Annotated in this window: 16 protein-coding genes; 6 read left to right on the top strand and 10 right to left on the bottom strand. The window is 75.3% G+C overall.

What is annotated here, in order from left to right; translation table 11 throughout:
* Positions 1–13: 13 nt before the first annotated feature.
* The 3 genes from BLW04_RS01905 to BLW04_RS01915 form a co-directional block, all read right to left on the bottom strand.
* Complete coding sequence (locus tag BLW04_RS01905) at positions 14–1,297, bottom strand: geranylgeranyl reductase family protein (RefSeq protein WP_175483851.1); 1,284 nt, start codon at positions 1,295–1,297, stop codon at positions 14–16.
* Between the two features lie 155 nt (positions 1,298–1,452).
* On the bottom strand, positions 1,453–2,214 hold the full coding sequence (locus tag BLW04_RS26475) for a cysteine hydrolase family protein (RefSeq protein WP_175483868.1): 762 nt from the start codon (positions 2,212–2,214) through the stop codon (positions 1,453–1,455).
* Positions 2,215–2,391: 177 nt separating this feature from the next.
* On the bottom strand, positions 2,392–3,111 hold the full coding sequence (locus BLW04_RS01915) for a demethylmenaquinone methyltransferase (protein ID WP_091536570.1): 720 nt from the start codon (positions 3,109–3,111) through the stop codon (positions 2,392–2,394).
* A gap of 38 nt (positions 3,112–3,149) precedes the next feature.
* Between BLW04_RS01915 and BLW04_RS01920 the strand changes: the two genes are divergently transcribed.
* Positions 3,150–4,415 carry an isochorismate synthase gene (locus BLW04_RS01920; protein WP_091536572.1) on the top strand — a complete coding sequence of 422 codons (1,266 nt, stop codon included), beginning with the start codon at positions 3,150–3,152 and terminating at the stop codon, positions 4,413–4,415.
* Positions 4,416–4,635: 220 nt separating this feature from the next.
* Here the strand turns inward: BLW04_RS01920 and menD are convergent, their stop codons facing one another.
* Both menD and BLW04_RS01930 read right to left on the bottom strand, forming a co-directional pair.
* On the bottom strand, positions 4,636–6,414 hold the full coding sequence (menD, locus tag BLW04_RS01925) for a 2-succinyl-5-enolpyruvyl-6-hydroxy-3-cyclohexene-1-carboxylic-acid synthase (protein WP_091536856.1): 1,779 nt from the start codon (positions 6,412–6,414) through the stop codon (positions 4,636–4,638).
* Entirely contained in the window at positions 6,411–7,385 is a 975-nt protein-coding gene (locus tag BLW04_RS01930; protein ID WP_091536575.1) for an o-succinylbenzoate synthase, read from the bottom strand. The genes menD and BLW04_RS01930 overlap by 4 nt, the downstream gene beginning before the upstream one ends.
* 122 nt (positions 7,386–7,507) lie before the next feature.
* On the opposite strand from BLW04_RS01930, the gene BLW04_RS01935 reads away from it, so the two are divergent.
* Genes BLW04_RS01935 through BLW04_RS01950 form a run of 4 tightly spaced genes read left to right on the top strand, consistent with a single transcriptional unit; the run spans position 7,508 to position 10,831 of the window.
* Complete coding sequence (locus BLW04_RS01935; protein ID WP_217630784.1) at positions 7,508–8,224, top strand: CDP-alcohol phosphatidyltransferase family protein; 717 nt, start codon at positions 7,508–7,510, stop codon at positions 8,222–8,224.
* A complete protein-coding gene (locus BLW04_RS01940) occupies positions 8,217–8,774 on the top strand; it encodes a hypothetical protein (protein WP_091536578.1) in 558 nt (185 codons plus the stop codon). Before BLW04_RS01935 ends, BLW04_RS01940 begins: the two co-directional genes overlap by 8 nt.
* Before the next feature lie 33 nt (positions 8,775–8,807).
* Positions 8,808–9,962, top strand: a complete 1,155-nt coding sequence (gene menE, locus BLW04_RS01945) for an o-succinylbenzoate--CoA ligase (RefSeq protein WP_091536580.1) — start codon at positions 8,808–8,810, stop codon at positions 9,960–9,962.
* The gene (locus BLW04_RS01950) at positions 9,962–10,831 is read left to right on the top strand and encodes a 1,4-dihydroxy-2-naphthoate polyprenyltransferase (RefSeq protein WP_091536583.1); all 870 of its coding nucleotides are present in this window, start codon (positions 9,962–9,964) and stop codon (positions 10,829–10,831) included. The genes menE and BLW04_RS01950 overlap by 1 nt, the downstream gene beginning before the upstream one ends.
* A 63-nt stretch (positions 10,832–10,894) precedes the next feature.
* Here BLW04_RS01950 and BLW04_RS01955 read toward each other — a convergent pair whose 3' ends face one another.
* A complete protein-coding gene (locus tag BLW04_RS01955; protein ID WP_091536585.1) occupies positions 10,895–11,233 on the bottom strand; it encodes a DUF4229 domain-containing protein in 339 nt (112 codons plus the stop codon).
* Complete coding sequence (locus tag BLW04_RS01960; RefSeq protein ID WP_217630785.1) at positions 11,226–11,654, bottom strand: Lrp/AsnC family transcriptional regulator; 429 nt, start codon at positions 11,652–11,654, stop codon at positions 11,226–11,228. The genes BLW04_RS01955 and BLW04_RS01960 overlap by 8 nt, the downstream gene beginning before the upstream one ends.
* 119 nt (positions 11,655–11,773) lie before the next feature.
* On the opposite strand from BLW04_RS01960, the gene BLW04_RS01965 reads away from it, so the two are divergent.
* Entirely contained in the window at positions 11,774–11,995 is a 222-nt protein-coding gene (locus BLW04_RS01965; protein WP_091536590.1) for a hypothetical protein, read from the top strand.
* Positions 11,996–12,102: 107 nt separating this feature from the next.
* Here BLW04_RS01965 and BLW04_RS01970 read toward each other — a convergent pair whose 3' ends face one another.
* The 3 genes from BLW04_RS01970 to BLW04_RS01980 all read right to left on the bottom strand — a co-directional run bounded on the left by BLW04_RS01970 (position 12,103) and on the right by BLW04_RS01980 (position 15,191).
* Positions 12,103–12,432, bottom strand: a complete 330-nt coding sequence (locus BLW04_RS01970) for a hypothetical protein (RefSeq protein ID WP_139306699.1) — start codon at positions 12,430–12,432, stop codon at positions 12,103–12,105.
* A gap of 135 nt (positions 12,433–12,567) precedes the next feature.
* Entirely contained in the window at positions 12,568–13,539 is a 972-nt protein-coding gene (ccsB, locus tag BLW04_RS01975; protein WP_091536595.1) for a c-type cytochrome biogenesis protein CcsB, read from the bottom strand.
* On the bottom strand, positions 13,536–15,191 hold the full coding sequence (locus tag BLW04_RS01980) for a cytochrome c biogenesis protein ResB (RefSeq protein ID WP_091536597.1): 1,656 nt from the start codon (positions 15,189–15,191) through the stop codon (positions 13,536–13,538). The genes ccsB and BLW04_RS01980 overlap by 4 nt, the downstream gene beginning before the upstream one ends.
* Between the last annotated feature and the right edge of the window lie 4 nt (positions 15,192–15,195).

Genomic DNA, 15,195 nt, shown 5'->3' on the forward strand with positions numbered 1-15,195 from the left:
GGTCGTGTCGGCATCACGCCACCCGCGCCAGCCGGGTGAGGGCGTGCACGGTGCGGTCGACCGCGTCGCCTTCCCTGCCGTCGGTGAGGTTGCCCATCAACCGCAGGGCGGCGCGCACGAGTGCAGGCCGCTTGAGGCCGTGGGCGGTGGCGAAGCGGACCAGCTCCGGATGGCTGAGCAACGCCAGGAAGCCGGCGCCGAGGCGGTGGTGACCGGCGTACTCGTCGGCCAGCCGCTGCGGGTACCGCCGCAGCGCCACCTCGCGGGCCGGGCCCTCGGCCGCGGCCAGCGCCTCGATCGCGGTCTCGGCCGCCATCCGGCCGGTCTCCATCGCGTAGCTGATGCCCTCGCCGTTGAAGGGGTTGACCGCGCCCGCCGAGTCACCGGCCAGCAGCAGCCCGCGGGTGTAGGCGGGCTGCCGGTGGAAGCCCATCGGCAGGCCGGCCCCGCGCAGCGGGCTGACCGCGTGCTCCTCGTCGAGCTCCCATTCCGGCGGCAGACAGGCCAGCCAGCGGCGCAGGACCGCGCGGTGGTCGACGTCGCCGGCCGAGCGGGTGTCGAGCAGACCGAAGCCGACGTTCGCCGTCCCGTCGCCCATGCCGAAGACCCAGCCGTAGCCGGGCATCGACTCCTTCGTCGGGCCGGTCTCGGACAGGTCGAAGGAGATGTCGAGGTAGTTGTCCTCACCGCGGGGGCTGCGCACGTACCTGCGGACGGCGACGCCCAGTGGCCGGTCCTCGCGGCGGAGCAGGCCCAGCGACTTCGCCAGCCGCCCGGACAGCCCCTCGGCAGACACCACCAGGGGCGCGCGCCAGGTCTGCGGGCTCCGGTCGTCGCCGGCGGTGGCGTGCACGCCGACGACCCGGCCGGCGTCGTCGAGGAGTGGCTCGGTGACGGTGACGCACTCGTGCAGCCGTGCGCCGGCGGCGACAGCGTGCCGGGCGAGGAGCTGGTCGAACTCGCGGCGGCTGCGGATCAGCCCGTAGTCGGGCCACCGGTGCAGTTGCGGCCAGTCGACCTCGATGACCTGGCCACCGCCGTACACGCGCAGGCCGCGGTGCCGCACCCAGCCGGCGGCGGGCGAGGTATCCACGCCCATGGCGTCGAGGCCGGCCACCGCGCGCGGGGTGAGGCCGTCACCGCAGACCTTCTCCCGGGGGAAGGAGGCCTTCTCCAGGACCGCGACGTCCAGCCCGGCGGCAGCCAGCCAGTAGGCAGCCGAGGACCCGGCGGGGCCGGCACCGACCACGAGCACGTCGGCGGTGTGGCCGCTGGCAGCCGGGACTGGGCTGGGCACGTCGACCACCTCCGATCCGCACCGGCCGTAGCCGGGATGAGCTTGTGAACATCTTCACAAGGCCGAGCGGTCGAAGCCTATGCCCGAGGGCGGACAGAACCCAAGGACCCCCGGAGAAATCGGATCGCCGGGGGTCCTCGGGTGTTGCGGAACGGTCAGACCGGGCCGGGCGAGGGGGTGGGCGGCGGCACGGTGGGGTCGCTGGGGGTCGGCTGGGGCACGGGCGCCGGGGTCGGCGGAGGTACGGGGTCGACCGGCGACGGCGACGGCGAGGGGGGCTGCGGCTGCGGGACCGGCGGGGAGGTCATGCCGCGTGCGGTGCCCTCGTGGCTTGGCGCGAAACGGCAGCGCCAGGCTTCGAGCAGCTCCGCTGACGAGTGGACGACCCGGTCGGCGTGATTGTGCCGGAGGAGGTTGCGGGCAGCCGCATTGTCCGTCCCCTCAGTGACGTCCTGACCCGACACGAGGTCCAGCGGGACGGCGTAGTCGTAGCCACGCTCGGCGGCGCCGAGGACGGCGTAGAGCACGCAGCAGGCGATCTCGACACCGCCGAGGACCAGCCCCTCGATGCCCCAGTCGTCGAGTTGTCGGGTGAACTCGTCGCTCTGCCAGATGTCGAAGCGGTGCTTCGTCACGACCGCGGCGCCATGCAACGGTGCGACGGCCAACTCTGCGCCCGGGGTACCGGCCCGACAGAGCTGCTCGCCGGCGGCTGCCCGCTGCTGGCGAGCGGTCAGGTGGAGCGGGTCGAGGACCTGGCGGGTGTAGACGACGCGAGCGCCGAGCGCGGCAGCTTCACCGGCGAACGCCTGAGCGCGCTGCGCCGTGGCGACGTTGGCGGTCTGGCCGCGCGCATCCGGGTCGCAGAAGTCCGCCTGGAGGTCGATGAGGATGACGGCGACGCGGGCGGGATCCAGCTCCTCGACTCGGGGGACGCCTGCACCCTGTCACTCCGGCGGCCCTGGAGGGCCACCGAAAGGAGGGTGGTGATTCGTCGAGCAAGTCTGGCGGTCCGGCCGGCGCCTGGCTGGTGCGGCCAGATGGTCCATGTCCGGTGTTCGCGTGATCCGGGTGGGCGGGAAAGGGTCGGCGACTCAGCCGCGGGTGCCGCGGGTGCCGCGGTGCAGCGCGACGACGCCCCCGGTCAGGTTGCGCCAGGCGACGTCGGACCAACCCGCGCCCTGCAGCCACCCGGCCAGCTCCGCCTGCGCCGGCCACGCCCGGATCGACTCGGCCAGGTAGACGTAGGCCTCGGGATTGCTGCTCACCGCCCGGGCGATGCGGGGCAGCGCCTTCATCAGGTACTCGGTGTAGACGGTTCGGAACGGCGACCAGGTGGGGCTGGAGAACTCGCAGACCACCAGCCGCCCGCCCGGCCGGGTGACGCGGGCGAACTCCCGCAACGCCGCCCGTGGGTCGGCGACGTTGCGCAGCCCGAAGGAGATGACGACGCCGTCCACGCTCTCGTCGGCCAGGGGCAGCGCCATCGCGTCGCCGGCCACCTTGGGTACGGCGCGCGCCGCACCGGCGCGCAACATCCCCTGCGAGAAATCGCAGGCAATGGCCCGCACACCGCCGGCGGCCAGCTCCACCGTCGACACCGCGGTGCCGGCGGCCACGTCCAGCACGGTCGACCCGGGCCGGGCGCCCATCGCGTCCCGGGTGGCCCGCCGCCAGCCGGCGTCGAGCCCGCCGGAGAGCACCGTGTTGGTCAGGTCGTAGCGCCCGGCGACCCGGTCAAACATCGCCGCCACCTCGGCCGGCCGCTTCTGCAGGTCGGCGCGCACGCCGTCGGTCGGTGATCCGGTCGCCACGTGGCTGACGCTACCGGCGGGCCTCCTACCCTGGAGCGGTGACCACGGCAGCCCTCCCGTCGACGACCAGGACGGCGACGGTCACGACCACGTCGCTGGGCGCCCGGCGCACGCCGTTGCTGACGTTGCTGCCCGCCGACGGCGCCCTGGCCTGGGTGCGGCGCGGCGAGGGCCTGGTCGGCTGGGGCGAGGCCGATCGGCTGGAGGTGTCCGGTCCGGATGCGCTGGCCACGGCCGCCGCATGGTGGGCCGAGCGCTGCGCCCGCAGCGAGGTGACCGACCCACTCGGCATCCCCGGCTCGGGGCCGCTCGTCTTCGCCTCCATCGCCTTCGACCCGGTCGCCGGGACGTCGGTGTTCGTCGTCCCCGAGGTGGTCGTCGGGCGGCGGGCCGGGCGCACGTGGGTCACCATGACCGGCGACGGCGGCCCGGCGGTCGTCGAGACCTCCCCGCAGGACGCCGCCACCTCGATCGGCCGGCTCGCCTACGCCGACGGCGCACTCGACCCGGTGGCCTGGTGCGGCGCGGTCGCGGCGGCCGTCGGGCGCATCGACGCCGGCGAGCTGGACAAGGTCGTGCTCGCCCGCGACCTGCTGGTCACCGCCGACCGGCCGCTGGACCCACGACGACTGCTGTTGCGGCTGGCCGAGCGCTTCCCCGACTGCTGGACCTTTGCCGTCGACGGACTTCTCGGCGCCACTCCCGAGCTGCTGCTGGGCCGCACCGGCCGGGAGCTGTCCGCCCGGGTGCTGGCCGGCACCGCCCCGCGCGGCGCGGGAGCCGACGACCACCGGCTCGCCGAGGGCCTGGCGCACTCGGCCAAGGACCACGCGGAGCACGCCTACGCCGTCGACTCGCTCGCCGCGTCGCTGGGGCCCTTCTGCGCGGAGCTCGTCGTCCCGGCGCAGCCGGAGGTGCTCACGCTGCCCAACGTGCGCCATCTGGCCAGCGACGTGCACGGCCGCCAGCGGGACGACGATGGGACCGGCCTGCTCGAACTGGTCGGCGCCGTGCACCCCACCGCCGCCGTCTGCGGCAGCCCGACCCCCGCGGCGGCCCGGGTGATCGTCGAGCTCGAGGGCATGGACCGCGGCCGCTACGCCGGGCCGGTGGGCTGGCTCGACGCCCGCGGGGACGGCGAGTTCGGCCTCGCCCTGCGCTGCGCCCAGCTGACCGGCGCGGAGGACGGGCGGCAGGCCCGGCTGTTCGCCGGCTGCGGCATCGTCTCCGGCTCCGACCCGATCGCCGAGCTCGCCGAGACCCAGGCCAAGTTGGCCGCGTTCCAGGCCGCGCTGGAGGACTGACCCCTCGAGGTGACCTCGCCGGGCTGACGGAGCCAGCTGCCGGACAGGTCCTCCGGCTCGTTGTGCTCTGACCCAGATCCGCGAGTAGCGGGTGGGTTGGAACGGCCGCCCGCTCCCGCGGCTGCAACAGACGCGACACGGTCAGCAGGCCGGACCAGGCGCCACATGCGTGTTCAGCGACGGGTGTTCCGGCGCGGCCCGGGCGGACTGACCGGCCAGCTCAGCCCAGCGCCGCCGCGGCGACGTCGCGCAGCCGGGTCGCCAGCCGGGCCTCGGCCAGCTGGTCGGTGCGGACGACGACCACCCGCGGCCCGCCTGCGCCGAGCGCGGCGACCAGCTGGCCGGGGACGCCGACCGCAGTCGCCGCCCACCCGAGCGCCCGGGCGATCGCCACCAGGTCGCGCCCGTGCGGCGTGCCGAAGACCCGCCGGTAACCGGCCTCGTACCGGGCCTGCCCGGGCTCGAGCTGGACGAAGATCCCGCCCCCGTCGTTGTCCGGGACGACGACGGTCAGGTTCGGCAGCGGCTCACCCTCGCCGGTGAGCAGGCCGGTCAGGTCGTGCAGGAACGTCAGGTCGCCCATCAGCGCGAACGCCGGTCCCCCGCCGCCGCCCTGGTGCGCCAGCGCCGCGCCGATCGCGGTCGAGATCGTGCCGTCGATGCCGGCCACCCCCCGGTTGGCCAGGACGGTCAAGCCCGGCCGCGGCACGGCCAGCCGGTCGACGTCGCGCACCGGGGTGGACGAGCCCAGCACCAGCAGCGCCCCGGCAGGCAGCGTGGCGACCACGTCGCGGGCCAGCCGGGCGGCGGTGAGCCCGCGCGGGGGGACGTCGTCCAGCTCGGCGTCGACCGCGGCGCCCACCCGGGCGGCGGCGGCGCTCCAGGCGGCGGCCCACTCACCGGTTGCCGCACGGGCTGCCGGGTCGCGCAGCACCATCCCCGGGTCCAGCGCGACGCCGCCCACCGTGATGCTCTCCCGGCTCGGGTCGGCCCACCGGGGGCTGGGCCCGTAGGCCTCCACCTCGACCTGCGGGTCGGCCAGCAGCGCGGCGACCGGCCGGGACAGCGTCGGCCGACCGACCACGAGCACCCGGTCGGGCCGGTGGGCCGCAAGCCACTCCGGGACGCCGAGCAGCAGCGCCGCCCCGCGTACGGCGCCCGATGCCCCCCAGGCACCACTGCTGGGTTCGGCGAGCACCGGCCAGCCACGCTGGTCGGCGACGACGGCGGCGCCGCGGCCGACCGCTGGCGGCGCGTCACCGGCGATGACGAGGATGCGTCCGGACCCGGCCGGCGCCGCGGCCAGGCCGACGCCGCGGGAGACCGCCGGCCCGGCGGCCCGGGTCCACGGCGCGCCACCAGGGCGCCCGGCCCACGGCCCGGTGGGCGGGCCGGGTCGGACGCCGGGGACGCCGTCCCCGGGCAGCAGCGGCTCCCGCAGCGCCAGGTTCAGGTGCACCGGTCCTGGGTCGGCCGACAGTGCACCGCGGGCGACGAGCAGGGCACGGGCCACCACCGAGCGCCAGTACTTGTTCTGCGCCGCGGCCCGGCCGGGCTCGGGGACGCCCACGTCGGCCGCCCAGCGCACCGCGCCGCCGTAGAGACCGGCCTGCTGCACGGTCTGGTTGGCCCCCGTGTCGCGCAGCTCGGGGGGCCGGTCGGCGGTCAGCGCCAGTAGCGGCACGCCGCTGTGCGAGGCCTCGAGCACCGCGGCGTGCAGATGTGCGGTCGCCGTACCGGAGGTGGTCAGCACCGGCACCGGCCGGCCGGACGATTTCGCCAGGCCCAGGGCGAGGAAGGCCGCGGTGCGCTCGTCGATGCGCACGTGCAGCCGCAGCCGCCCGGTCGCCTCGGCGTCGGCGAGCGCGAGCGCGAGCGGCGCGGAACGGGAGCCGGGGGCCAGCACGGCGTCGGTCACGCCGCCGCGGACCAGTTCGTCGACGAGCACCCGCGCGAAGGCGGTGGCCGGGTTCGGCTCGTCGGCGACGCCGGTCGTCACGTGGGCACCCCGGCGGCCAGCACCGCGGCCAGCCGCTCCCGCCACCGGCGGTCGGTGTCGGCGTCGGCGCGGACCTCGGCCAGCCGGTCGGGCACCGCCCGGACGACCGGCAGCGCACCATCGACCGGCAGCAGCGGCGCACTGGCGACGTCGGCGGTGAACAGCGCCACGGTGGCCAGCCCGCAGGCGAACGGCAGCTCGGGCAGCGCGGCGGCCAGCGCGACCCCGGCGGCGATGCCCACCGAGCTCTCCAACGCCGAGGAGACGACGCAGGGCAACCCGTGCGCCTCGGCCACCTCGAGCGCCGCGCGCACCCCGCCCAACGGCTGCACCTTGAGGACGACGACGTCCGCCGCGGCGGTCAGGTCGATCCGGCGCGGGTCGGCCGCCCGCCGCACCACCTCGTCGGCGGCGATCCGGACGTCGACCCGCCGGCGCACCGCGGCCAGGTCGGCCAGCGTCGGGCACGGCTGCTCGGCGTACTCCAGCCCGACCCGGTCCAGCTCACGCAGCCGGGCCACCGCGGTGTCGACGTCCCAGGCGGCGTTGGCGTCGACCCGGATGGCGCCGGCCGGCCCCAGTGCGTCGCGCACCGCCTCCGCCCGGGCGAGATCCTCGGCCGGGGACTGCCCGGGCTCGGCGACCTTCACCTTCGCCGTCCGGCAGCCCGACGCCGTGACGATCGCGTGCGCCCGCTCCGGACCGACCGCCGGCACCGTGACGTTCACCGGCACGCTGGCCCGCAGGGGGTCCGGCCAGCCCAGCACCGCCGCCTCGTGCGCGCACGCCCACCAGCGGCGGCTCTCTGCGATGTCGTAGTCCCAGAACGGGGAGAACTCGCCCCAGCCCGCCGGGCCGCGCACCAGTACCCCGTCGCGGACGTCGATGCCGCGGAACCGGGTGCGCAGCGGCACCCGGTACACGTGCGCCTCCAGCGCCGGCCCGGCACCGGCGGAGAGGGCATCGACCACGCCGACAGCCTAGGTGGGCGGCCCGGACACACCGCGCCGATCCATGTCCTGCATACCGGGTCTGGCTTACGGTGCACCCGCGCCGTCGCCCGTCCACCCAGCCGCGAACCCCGGAGTCCGCAGTGGCCCTCTCGATCCTGCACCGCAGCTCCGCGCCTACCGCCGGGACCCCGGTCGCGTCCTGCGGAATGCGTGGCTGCGGGGTGCGTGGCTGCTGCTGCGCCGACCGGCGGCAACTGCTCAACGGCCCCAACGCGGTCACCGTCGTCCGGACCGTCGCCTCACTGATCCTGGTGACGCTTGCGGCGGTGCAGCACTCCTGGCCGCTGCTGCTGGCCGCCTACCTCACCTACTGGGTCGGCGACTCCGCCGACGGCTGCCTGGCCCGCTGGCGGGGCCAGGAGTCCCGGTTCGGCGCGGTGTTCGACGTGGTGTGCGACCGGATCAACTGCACCAGCTGCGCGCTCGTGCTGCTGATGTTCGTGCCGGCGCCACTACCGGTGGCCGTATTCCTGTTCCAGTTCGTCGTTGTCGACCTGCCGCTGACGCTGCTGCCGATGCGCTGGCCGGTGCTCTCCCCCAACTACTTCTTCCTGGTCGACCGGCTGGCGTACACCCTGAACTGGCACGTGGTCGCCAAGGTCACGAACACGACGCTGCTCGTCCTACTGCTGGTCTTCGTGCCCGACCAACGGGTCGCCCTGGTCGCTGCCAGCGCCGTGCTCTGCATCAAGGTCTTCTCGCTGGTCCGCGTGCTGCGGCTGCGGCTGCCCGCCGACCGGGCGCACGTGACGCCGCCCGCCGCCGCGGCAGTGCGGAGCGCTCCCGCCCGTGCCTGACGCCGGGCCCCTCGGGCTCATCGCCCTGGGCCTGGTGTTCGGCGCCGTCTCGGCGGTGACCCCGTTCCTGCCGGTCGAGGCGTACGTGATCGGCCTGGCCGTCACCCATGCGACCGGCATCGCCCTGGCCGGCGCCGTCGCCGCCGCCCTGGGCCAGACCGCCGGGAAGCTGGTGCTGTTCAGCGCCGCGCGCTCGGCCGGCCAGTCACGGTGGTTGCGCCGGCTGCGCGAACGGGGCGCGAAGGCGGCCGCCGAGGTGACCGCCGGGGACGGCGCGCGGGAGGACGCCCCCGCCGGGCGGACCCGCCGGGGCCTGCAGCGGCTCGGCGTCTGGACCCGGCACGCCAACGCCGTCGGCACCCGGTTGCTGTCCGGCCGCGCCGGGCCCGTGGTCGTGCTGGTCAGCGGCGCGGTCGGGCTGCCTCCACTGCTCGCGATCGCCTTCTACGCGGGCAGCTCGAGCATGAAGGTGCGCAGCTTCCTGGCGGCGTGCCTGGTCGGCCGCACCATCCGGTTCGTCGTCCTGGCCCTGGTTCCCGACCTGTTCTGAGCGGCCGGCGCCCCCGCCGTAGGCTCGCTCCCCGTGGCCCGGCAGCTGACCCTCGTGCCCGCTCCCGGCCCGGACGACGCCGCCGCGGTGCTGGGCACCGTCTGGCCAACGCTGCAGGCCTGCCTGGACGGCGACGCCCCGCTGGCCGTCCTGCCCGCCGGCACCGGGCCGGCCGGCACCGCCCGTGCGGTGCTCCGCCCGGACCAGCCGCTGGAGCCGGGCACCGACCTGGTCGTGGTCACCTCCGGGTCCACTGGCGGCGGTCGCGGGGTGCTGCTGTCCGCCGGCGCGCTGCGCGCCTCGGCCACCGCCACGCTCGACCGGCTGGGTGGCCCGGGGAGCTGGCTGCTGGCGCTGCCTCTCTCAGCCGTCGGCGGCCTGCAGGTCCTCTGCCGCAGCGCGTTGGCCGGCCGCGCCCCCGCCGTGCTGGGCCGACACGAGCCGCTGGGCTCGGCGCTGGCCCGGCTGCCGGCCGGCGACCGGCGGTACACCTCCCTGGTGCCCACCCAACTGCGCCGGTTCCTGGCCACCGAGCCCGACGCGCTCGCCACCTTCGACGGCGTCCTGGTCGGCGGAGCAGCCACCGACGCCGCCCTGCTGCAGGGGGCCCGGGACGCCGGGGTCGCGGTGCGCACCACCTACGGGATGAGCGAGACCGCCGGCGGCTGCGTCTACGACGGCGTGCCGCTGGCCGGCGTCGGCGTCCGGGTGGACGACGAGGGCGTGCAGCTGTCCGGCCCGACCCTGGCGCACGGCTACCGGCTCGACCCGGCTGGCACGGCGGCGGTCTTCGGCGCCGACGGCTGGTTCCGCACCCGGGACGCCGGCTCGCTGGACGCCGACGGCCGGCTCACCGTGCACGGCCGGCTGGACGACGTCCTGGTCACCGGCGGGGTGAACGTGGCGCCGCAGGCCGTGGAGGCGGTGCTGCGCGAGCACCCGTCGGTCGCCGACGCCGTCGTCGCCGGTCGACCGGACCCGGAGTGGGGCCAGCGGGTGGTCGCTGCCGTCGTCCCCGCGCCCGGCGCGACGCCCACCCTGGCCGAGCTGCGGCCCTGGGTCACCGCCCGGCTCGGCGCAGCCGCCGCCCCCCGCGAGCTGCACGAGATCGCCGCCGTCCCCACGCTGCACACCGGCAAGCCCGACCGCCGCTCGGTCGCGACGCAGCTGACCAGCGGAGAGCAGTAGTGGCCACCCCCGCCCAGTGGCTGGAGGGCGCCCGCCCCCGGACCCTGCCCGCCGCACTCGCGCCGGTCTTCGTCGGCACCGGCGCCGCGGCCGCCCTGGACGGGTTCCGGCTGGGCCCGGCCGTGCTCGCGCTCGTGGTGGCGCTGGCCCTGCAGGTGGCGGTGAACTACGCCAACGACTACTCCGACGGAAAGCGGGGCACCGACGCCGACCGGGTCGGCCCCATGCGGCTGGTCGGCTCCGGTGCGGCCGGCCCCCGGCAGGTGCTCGTCGCCGCCGGGATCGCCTTCGCGGTGGCCGCAGTCGCCGGCCTCGGCCTCGCCGCGCTGTCCAGCTGGTGGCTGGTCGCCGTGGGCGCGGTGAGCATCCTGGCCGCCTGGACCTACACCGGCGGCCCGCTTCCCTACGGCTACCGGGCACTCGGCGAGGTGTTCGTCTTCGTCTTCTTCGGCCTGGTCGCCGTGGTGGGGACCACGTTCGCCCAGACCCGGCACCTCGACTCCCTCGCCGTGGCCGCGGCCGTCCCGATCGGACTGTTGTCGGTGGCCCTGCTGGTGGTCAACAACCTGCGCGACGTGCACGGGGACGCCGCGGTCGGCAAGCGGACCCTGGCCGTGCTGCTGGGCGAGCAGGGCACCCGGCGGGCCTACACCGTCCTGCTGCTCGTCGCCTTCATGCTGATCGCGGTCATCGGCAGCGCCCGCCCGTGGGCGCTACTGGGGCTGCTGGCCGTACCGCTGGCCGTGCCGCCGGTGCGCCGGGTGCTGGGCGGCGGCCGCGGTCCGGTGCTGATCGGGGCGCTCAAGGCCACCGGTCGGCTGACGCTGGTCACCGGGGTGCTGTTCGCGGTCGGGCTCGCGCTGAGCTGAGCAAGGACCCGCTGCCCCCCGCCGCTCGCAGGCTCGCGGCGGGACCCTGCAGCGGGGCCTCCTTCAGGCGGCGGCGTCGTCGGCGTCGGTGCCGCGCAGTCGGGCCCGCAGCTCCTGCTTGGCGAGGCTGCGGGTGGCCAGGGCCTCGGTGAGCTTGCCGCGGGCCGGCCGCAGCAGCACGTAGGCCACCGGCATCGACAGCAGCAGGCCGAACAGCACGCCCGGGAAGCTGCCCAGTCCGACCAGCCACAGCAGCGCGACGAGCGCGACCGCAATGACGACCCGGCCCAGGCTGTAGGCCAGCGCCCAGGGCAGCACCTTGGGCGCCTGCGCCGGCCCGCCGGTCGGGCCGACCGCGGCAGGACCGGGCTCGGGGGTGGTGTTCGCGTACCGGTCAGCCATGACGGCCCTCCCACTTGGTCGACAGCACAACGGTCGTCCGGGTTCGGGCGACGCCTCTGATCCGGTTCAACGCGCTGATGGTGTCCTCCAGTGCCGCGATGTCGGACACGCGCACCTTGAGCACGTAGCCCTCGCTCCCGGCGACCCGCCAGCAGTCCTCGACGTAGGGCAGCTCGCGCATCGCCTCCTCCAGGCCGGTGTCGTCGACCGAGTCGCTCTCGATCACCCCGACCAGCGCGGTGACGCCCAGGCCCACCGAGGCCGGGTCGACGACCGCCCGGTAACCGGTGATCACCCCCGAGCCCTCGAGCTTGCCCACCCGCTCGTGCACGGAGGGAGCCGACAGGCCCACCTGCCGCGCGAGCTCGGCGTAGCTGGCCCGGCCGTTGGCCCGCAGCAGGCCGATCAACTGCTCGTCCACCGCGTCGATGACGCCCTCCGGTTCGGGATCGGTCGGGTCCGGCCCCGGGTGGGACTCAGATCCCCGCCCCCGAGTATCGCTGCCGAGCTACATTGGAGTCCGACGAGGGGGGAACCGGCATGGTCGTTCTGGTCATGATGGCGATCGCTGTAGGCGTGGTCGTGCTGGCGATGCGGGCCGCCGCGGCGCAGGGGGGTCCGGACGTGACCACCCGGCCGGCGCGCCCGGCCCGGCGTCCCCGGGTGGCCCGGCCGATCCGGCCGCTGGCGCCCGACGACGACCCGGAATTCTTGCGGGAGCTCGAGCGGCGGGCACGCCGGGACGACGGCGCCGCGAGCTGACCGCCCGATCAATCGCGGAGCCATTCATCGGGCGGCCCGTAGGCCATCGTCTGCAGTGCTTCTGAGCACGGCGTAACCGTTCCGCTGTTACACCGGAGGTGGGGGGTTCAGGCGGCGCTGCTGCCCCGCGGCTTGTCCACGGCGGCGCCGCCGAAGAACCGCCGCCAGCCGGCCCGGCGCCGCGTCGGCTCCTCCGGGAGGACGGCGACCGCACCGGTTCCGGCGGGCGTGCGGTCGATCTGCGCGTCGGCCGGCCAGCCCAGGCCGGTCCCGTCCGGCGGCGAGCCGGGCCAGCCGAGGCCGCCGTCGGCCGCGGTGGCCGGGCGCCGGCCGCTCGCGTGCCGGAGGCCGCCGAGCGACTCCGGGGCCTGGCGCTGCAGAGCAGCCGCCACGATCGGGTGGACACCGGCGCCTTCGTCGGCCGCGTGCCTACCCACGGTGAGCTCCACCGCGATCAGTCATGCGGCCAGGATGCCACGTTCGGCAGCGAGCGACACGGTTCCGCGACGTCTGACAGGCAGAACCACCCGATCCAGTGACTAAGGGTGATCGGTCGGGCGACGGAATCCAGCTCAGTTGACGCCGGCGTAGCTGTGCAGACCGGTCGACACCATGTTCACGTAGAGCAGGTTGAACACCATCACAGCCAGCCCGACGACGTTGACCCAGGCCGAGGGCCGGCCGCGCCAACCGGCGGTGGTGCGGGCGTGCAGGTAGGCGGCGTAGACCACCCAGGCGATGAAGGCCCAGGTCTCCTTGGGGTCCCAGCCCCAGAACCGGCCCCAGGCGCTCTCCGCCCAGATCGCGCCGGCGATCACGGCGAAGGTCCAGATCGGGAAGCCGAAGACCGCCGTGCGGTGGGCGGTGCGGTCCAGAGCCGCGGCACTGGGCAACCGGGCCAGCAGCGAGGACGACGGCGCCAGCCCCGCAGCGGCCTTCTGCTCGTACCGGGACCGCAGCAGGTACAGCACGCTGGCGATGCCGCTGACGAAGAAGATGCCGAAGCCGAGGATCGCCGTCGTCACGTGGACGCCCAGCCACCACGACCGCAGCGCCGCGACCAGCGGGCCGGCCGAGGCGTAGAGGAACAGCCCGATCAGCACCATCGCCAGGACGACGGGGCCGAGCACGAACGCACCGATGTGCCGCAGCACCGGCGCCCGCAGCGCCAGCACCGTGTAGGCCACGACCGCCACGAGCACCACGGCGGTGGCGAACTCGTACATGTTTCCCCACGGCAGCCGGTCGGCGGCCATCCCGCGGGTCACCAGCACCGCGGCGTGGGCGACCCCGCCCAGCACGGTCAGGGCCATCGCCACCCCGCCGAGCCGCCGCGCCCCCGGCGACTCGGCGGGCGGGCCGTCCAGCGCGCCCGGTTGCACCACCGTCGGCGCCCCGGCGCCGACGGCGACCAGCTCGCGGGACCGGGCCGGCCAGTTGCCGAAGGCCAGCTCGGCACAGAACGCCACGACCGCCAGCGAGTACAGCACCACGGCGACTGAGAACAGGTTGTCCGACAGCGCGGCGAGCGACGGGTCGATCACGAGGACGGGATCTCCTTCTCCGGTGCGCCACCGCGCGCGGACGGTGCGGCGGCGTCAGGTGCGGACGTGCGGTTGCGGTCGGCCAGCGCCGTCCTGACCTGGTCGGTCAGTGCGGTGAACCGCGGCGCCGTGTCGGCGCTGCCGCGGGTCAGCGAGCCGATCGACAGCACGGTACCCCCGCCGTCCGGGGCCGGCCCGACCCGGGCGAACACCCGCTCGCGACGCACCAGCAGCATTCCGAGCAGCCCGACGAGCAGCGAGATCGCCGCTGCCAGCACCCAGCCCTGGCCGGGGTCGTGGGACAGCTGCAGGGCGGCGAACTCCTTGAGGCCGCTGAAGGTGACCACTGTGCCGTCGTCCAGCGTGGTGGACTCTCCGACCGACAGGTTGGCCGTGCCGACCTTGGTCAGCTGGTCACGGTCGATCTGGGTCTGGTCCAGCGAGTACACCGACTGGGGTAGCCCTGAGTCCAGACCCAGGTAGCCCCGGTAAACGAAGATGGCGACCTGCGGGTTCAGCGGCCGTGGGTCGGTCGAGACCAGCACACTGCCCTGCAGTAACCCGGTCGGGGCGAAGAAGCCCTGCAGGGCCAGCTGGTCGGTGGCCCCGGCGCCGAGGTCGGGCAGCTTGAGCGCGCCCTCGCTGGCCATCGTCGCGGTCTCGGTGGGCAGGAACGGCGCCGAGACGTCGTCGAAGGACCGGCCGTCGGGCAGCACCACGGTGAAACTGGGGCTGAACCCGTGGCCGGTGACGTAGACCCGGTCGCCGTCCACGCGCAGCGGGTGGTTCACCCCGATGGTGGTGGCCCGCATCGCCGCCCCGGCCAGGCCGTAGTCGAGGTCGGCGGTGAAGGACGCCGCGGTGCCGTTCGCCTCGTACTCGGCCCGGAAGTCGGTCAGGTCCACGCACAGCGGGGTGAGGTCGGACTGGCTCACCAGCGGACCGGCGGAGTAGGTGTCGTACTGCTGGAAGGAGTTGCAGAAGCCGCCGCCCTCGGTGACCAGGATGCTGCCCTCGTAGCCCCAGAGCTTGCCGCCGGCCAGGCCGAGCAGCAGCGCCAGCAGCGACAGGTGGAACAGCAGGTTCCCGGTCTCGCGGAGGTAGCCCTTCTCCGCCGACAGCTCCGGTCCGGCCCGGCCCTCCCGACGGACCACCCGGAAGCGCTTGACCCGGAGCTCCTCCTCCACCACGTCCAGCGCGGCGACCGGCGGCAGGCTCGCTGTGAGCTCGGTGGACTCGGGCAGCTGCTGCAGGTGCCGCGGGGCCGCTGGCGGCGAGGACAGCAGGTTGCGGGCGTGCTCGGCGGCGCGGGGCAGCACGCAGCCGATCAGGGAGATGAACAGCAGCAGGTAGATGGCCGCGAACCACGGCGAGCTGAAGACGCCGAACAGGTAGAGCTTGTCGAGGACCGGCGCCAGCGTCGGGTGGTCGGCGAAGTACCGGGTGACGTTGGACTGCGACAGCGAGCGCTGCGGCAGCAGCGATCCCGGGATCGCGGCCACGGCCAGCAGGAACAGCAGGATCAGCGCGGTGCGCATCGCGGTCAGCTGGCGCCACCAGCGCAGCAGCCGGCCGCCGACCCGACGCACCAACGACGGCCGGGACGGCGGGATGGTCGGCGCGGCCGGCCTCGGCGGGGCCGTCGTGGTCACAGCT

The organism is Modestobacter sp. DSM 44400, from assembly GCF_900107175.1.
Taxonomy (GTDB): Bacteria; Actinomycetota; Actinomycetes; order Mycobacteriales; family Geodermatophilaceae; genus Modestobacter.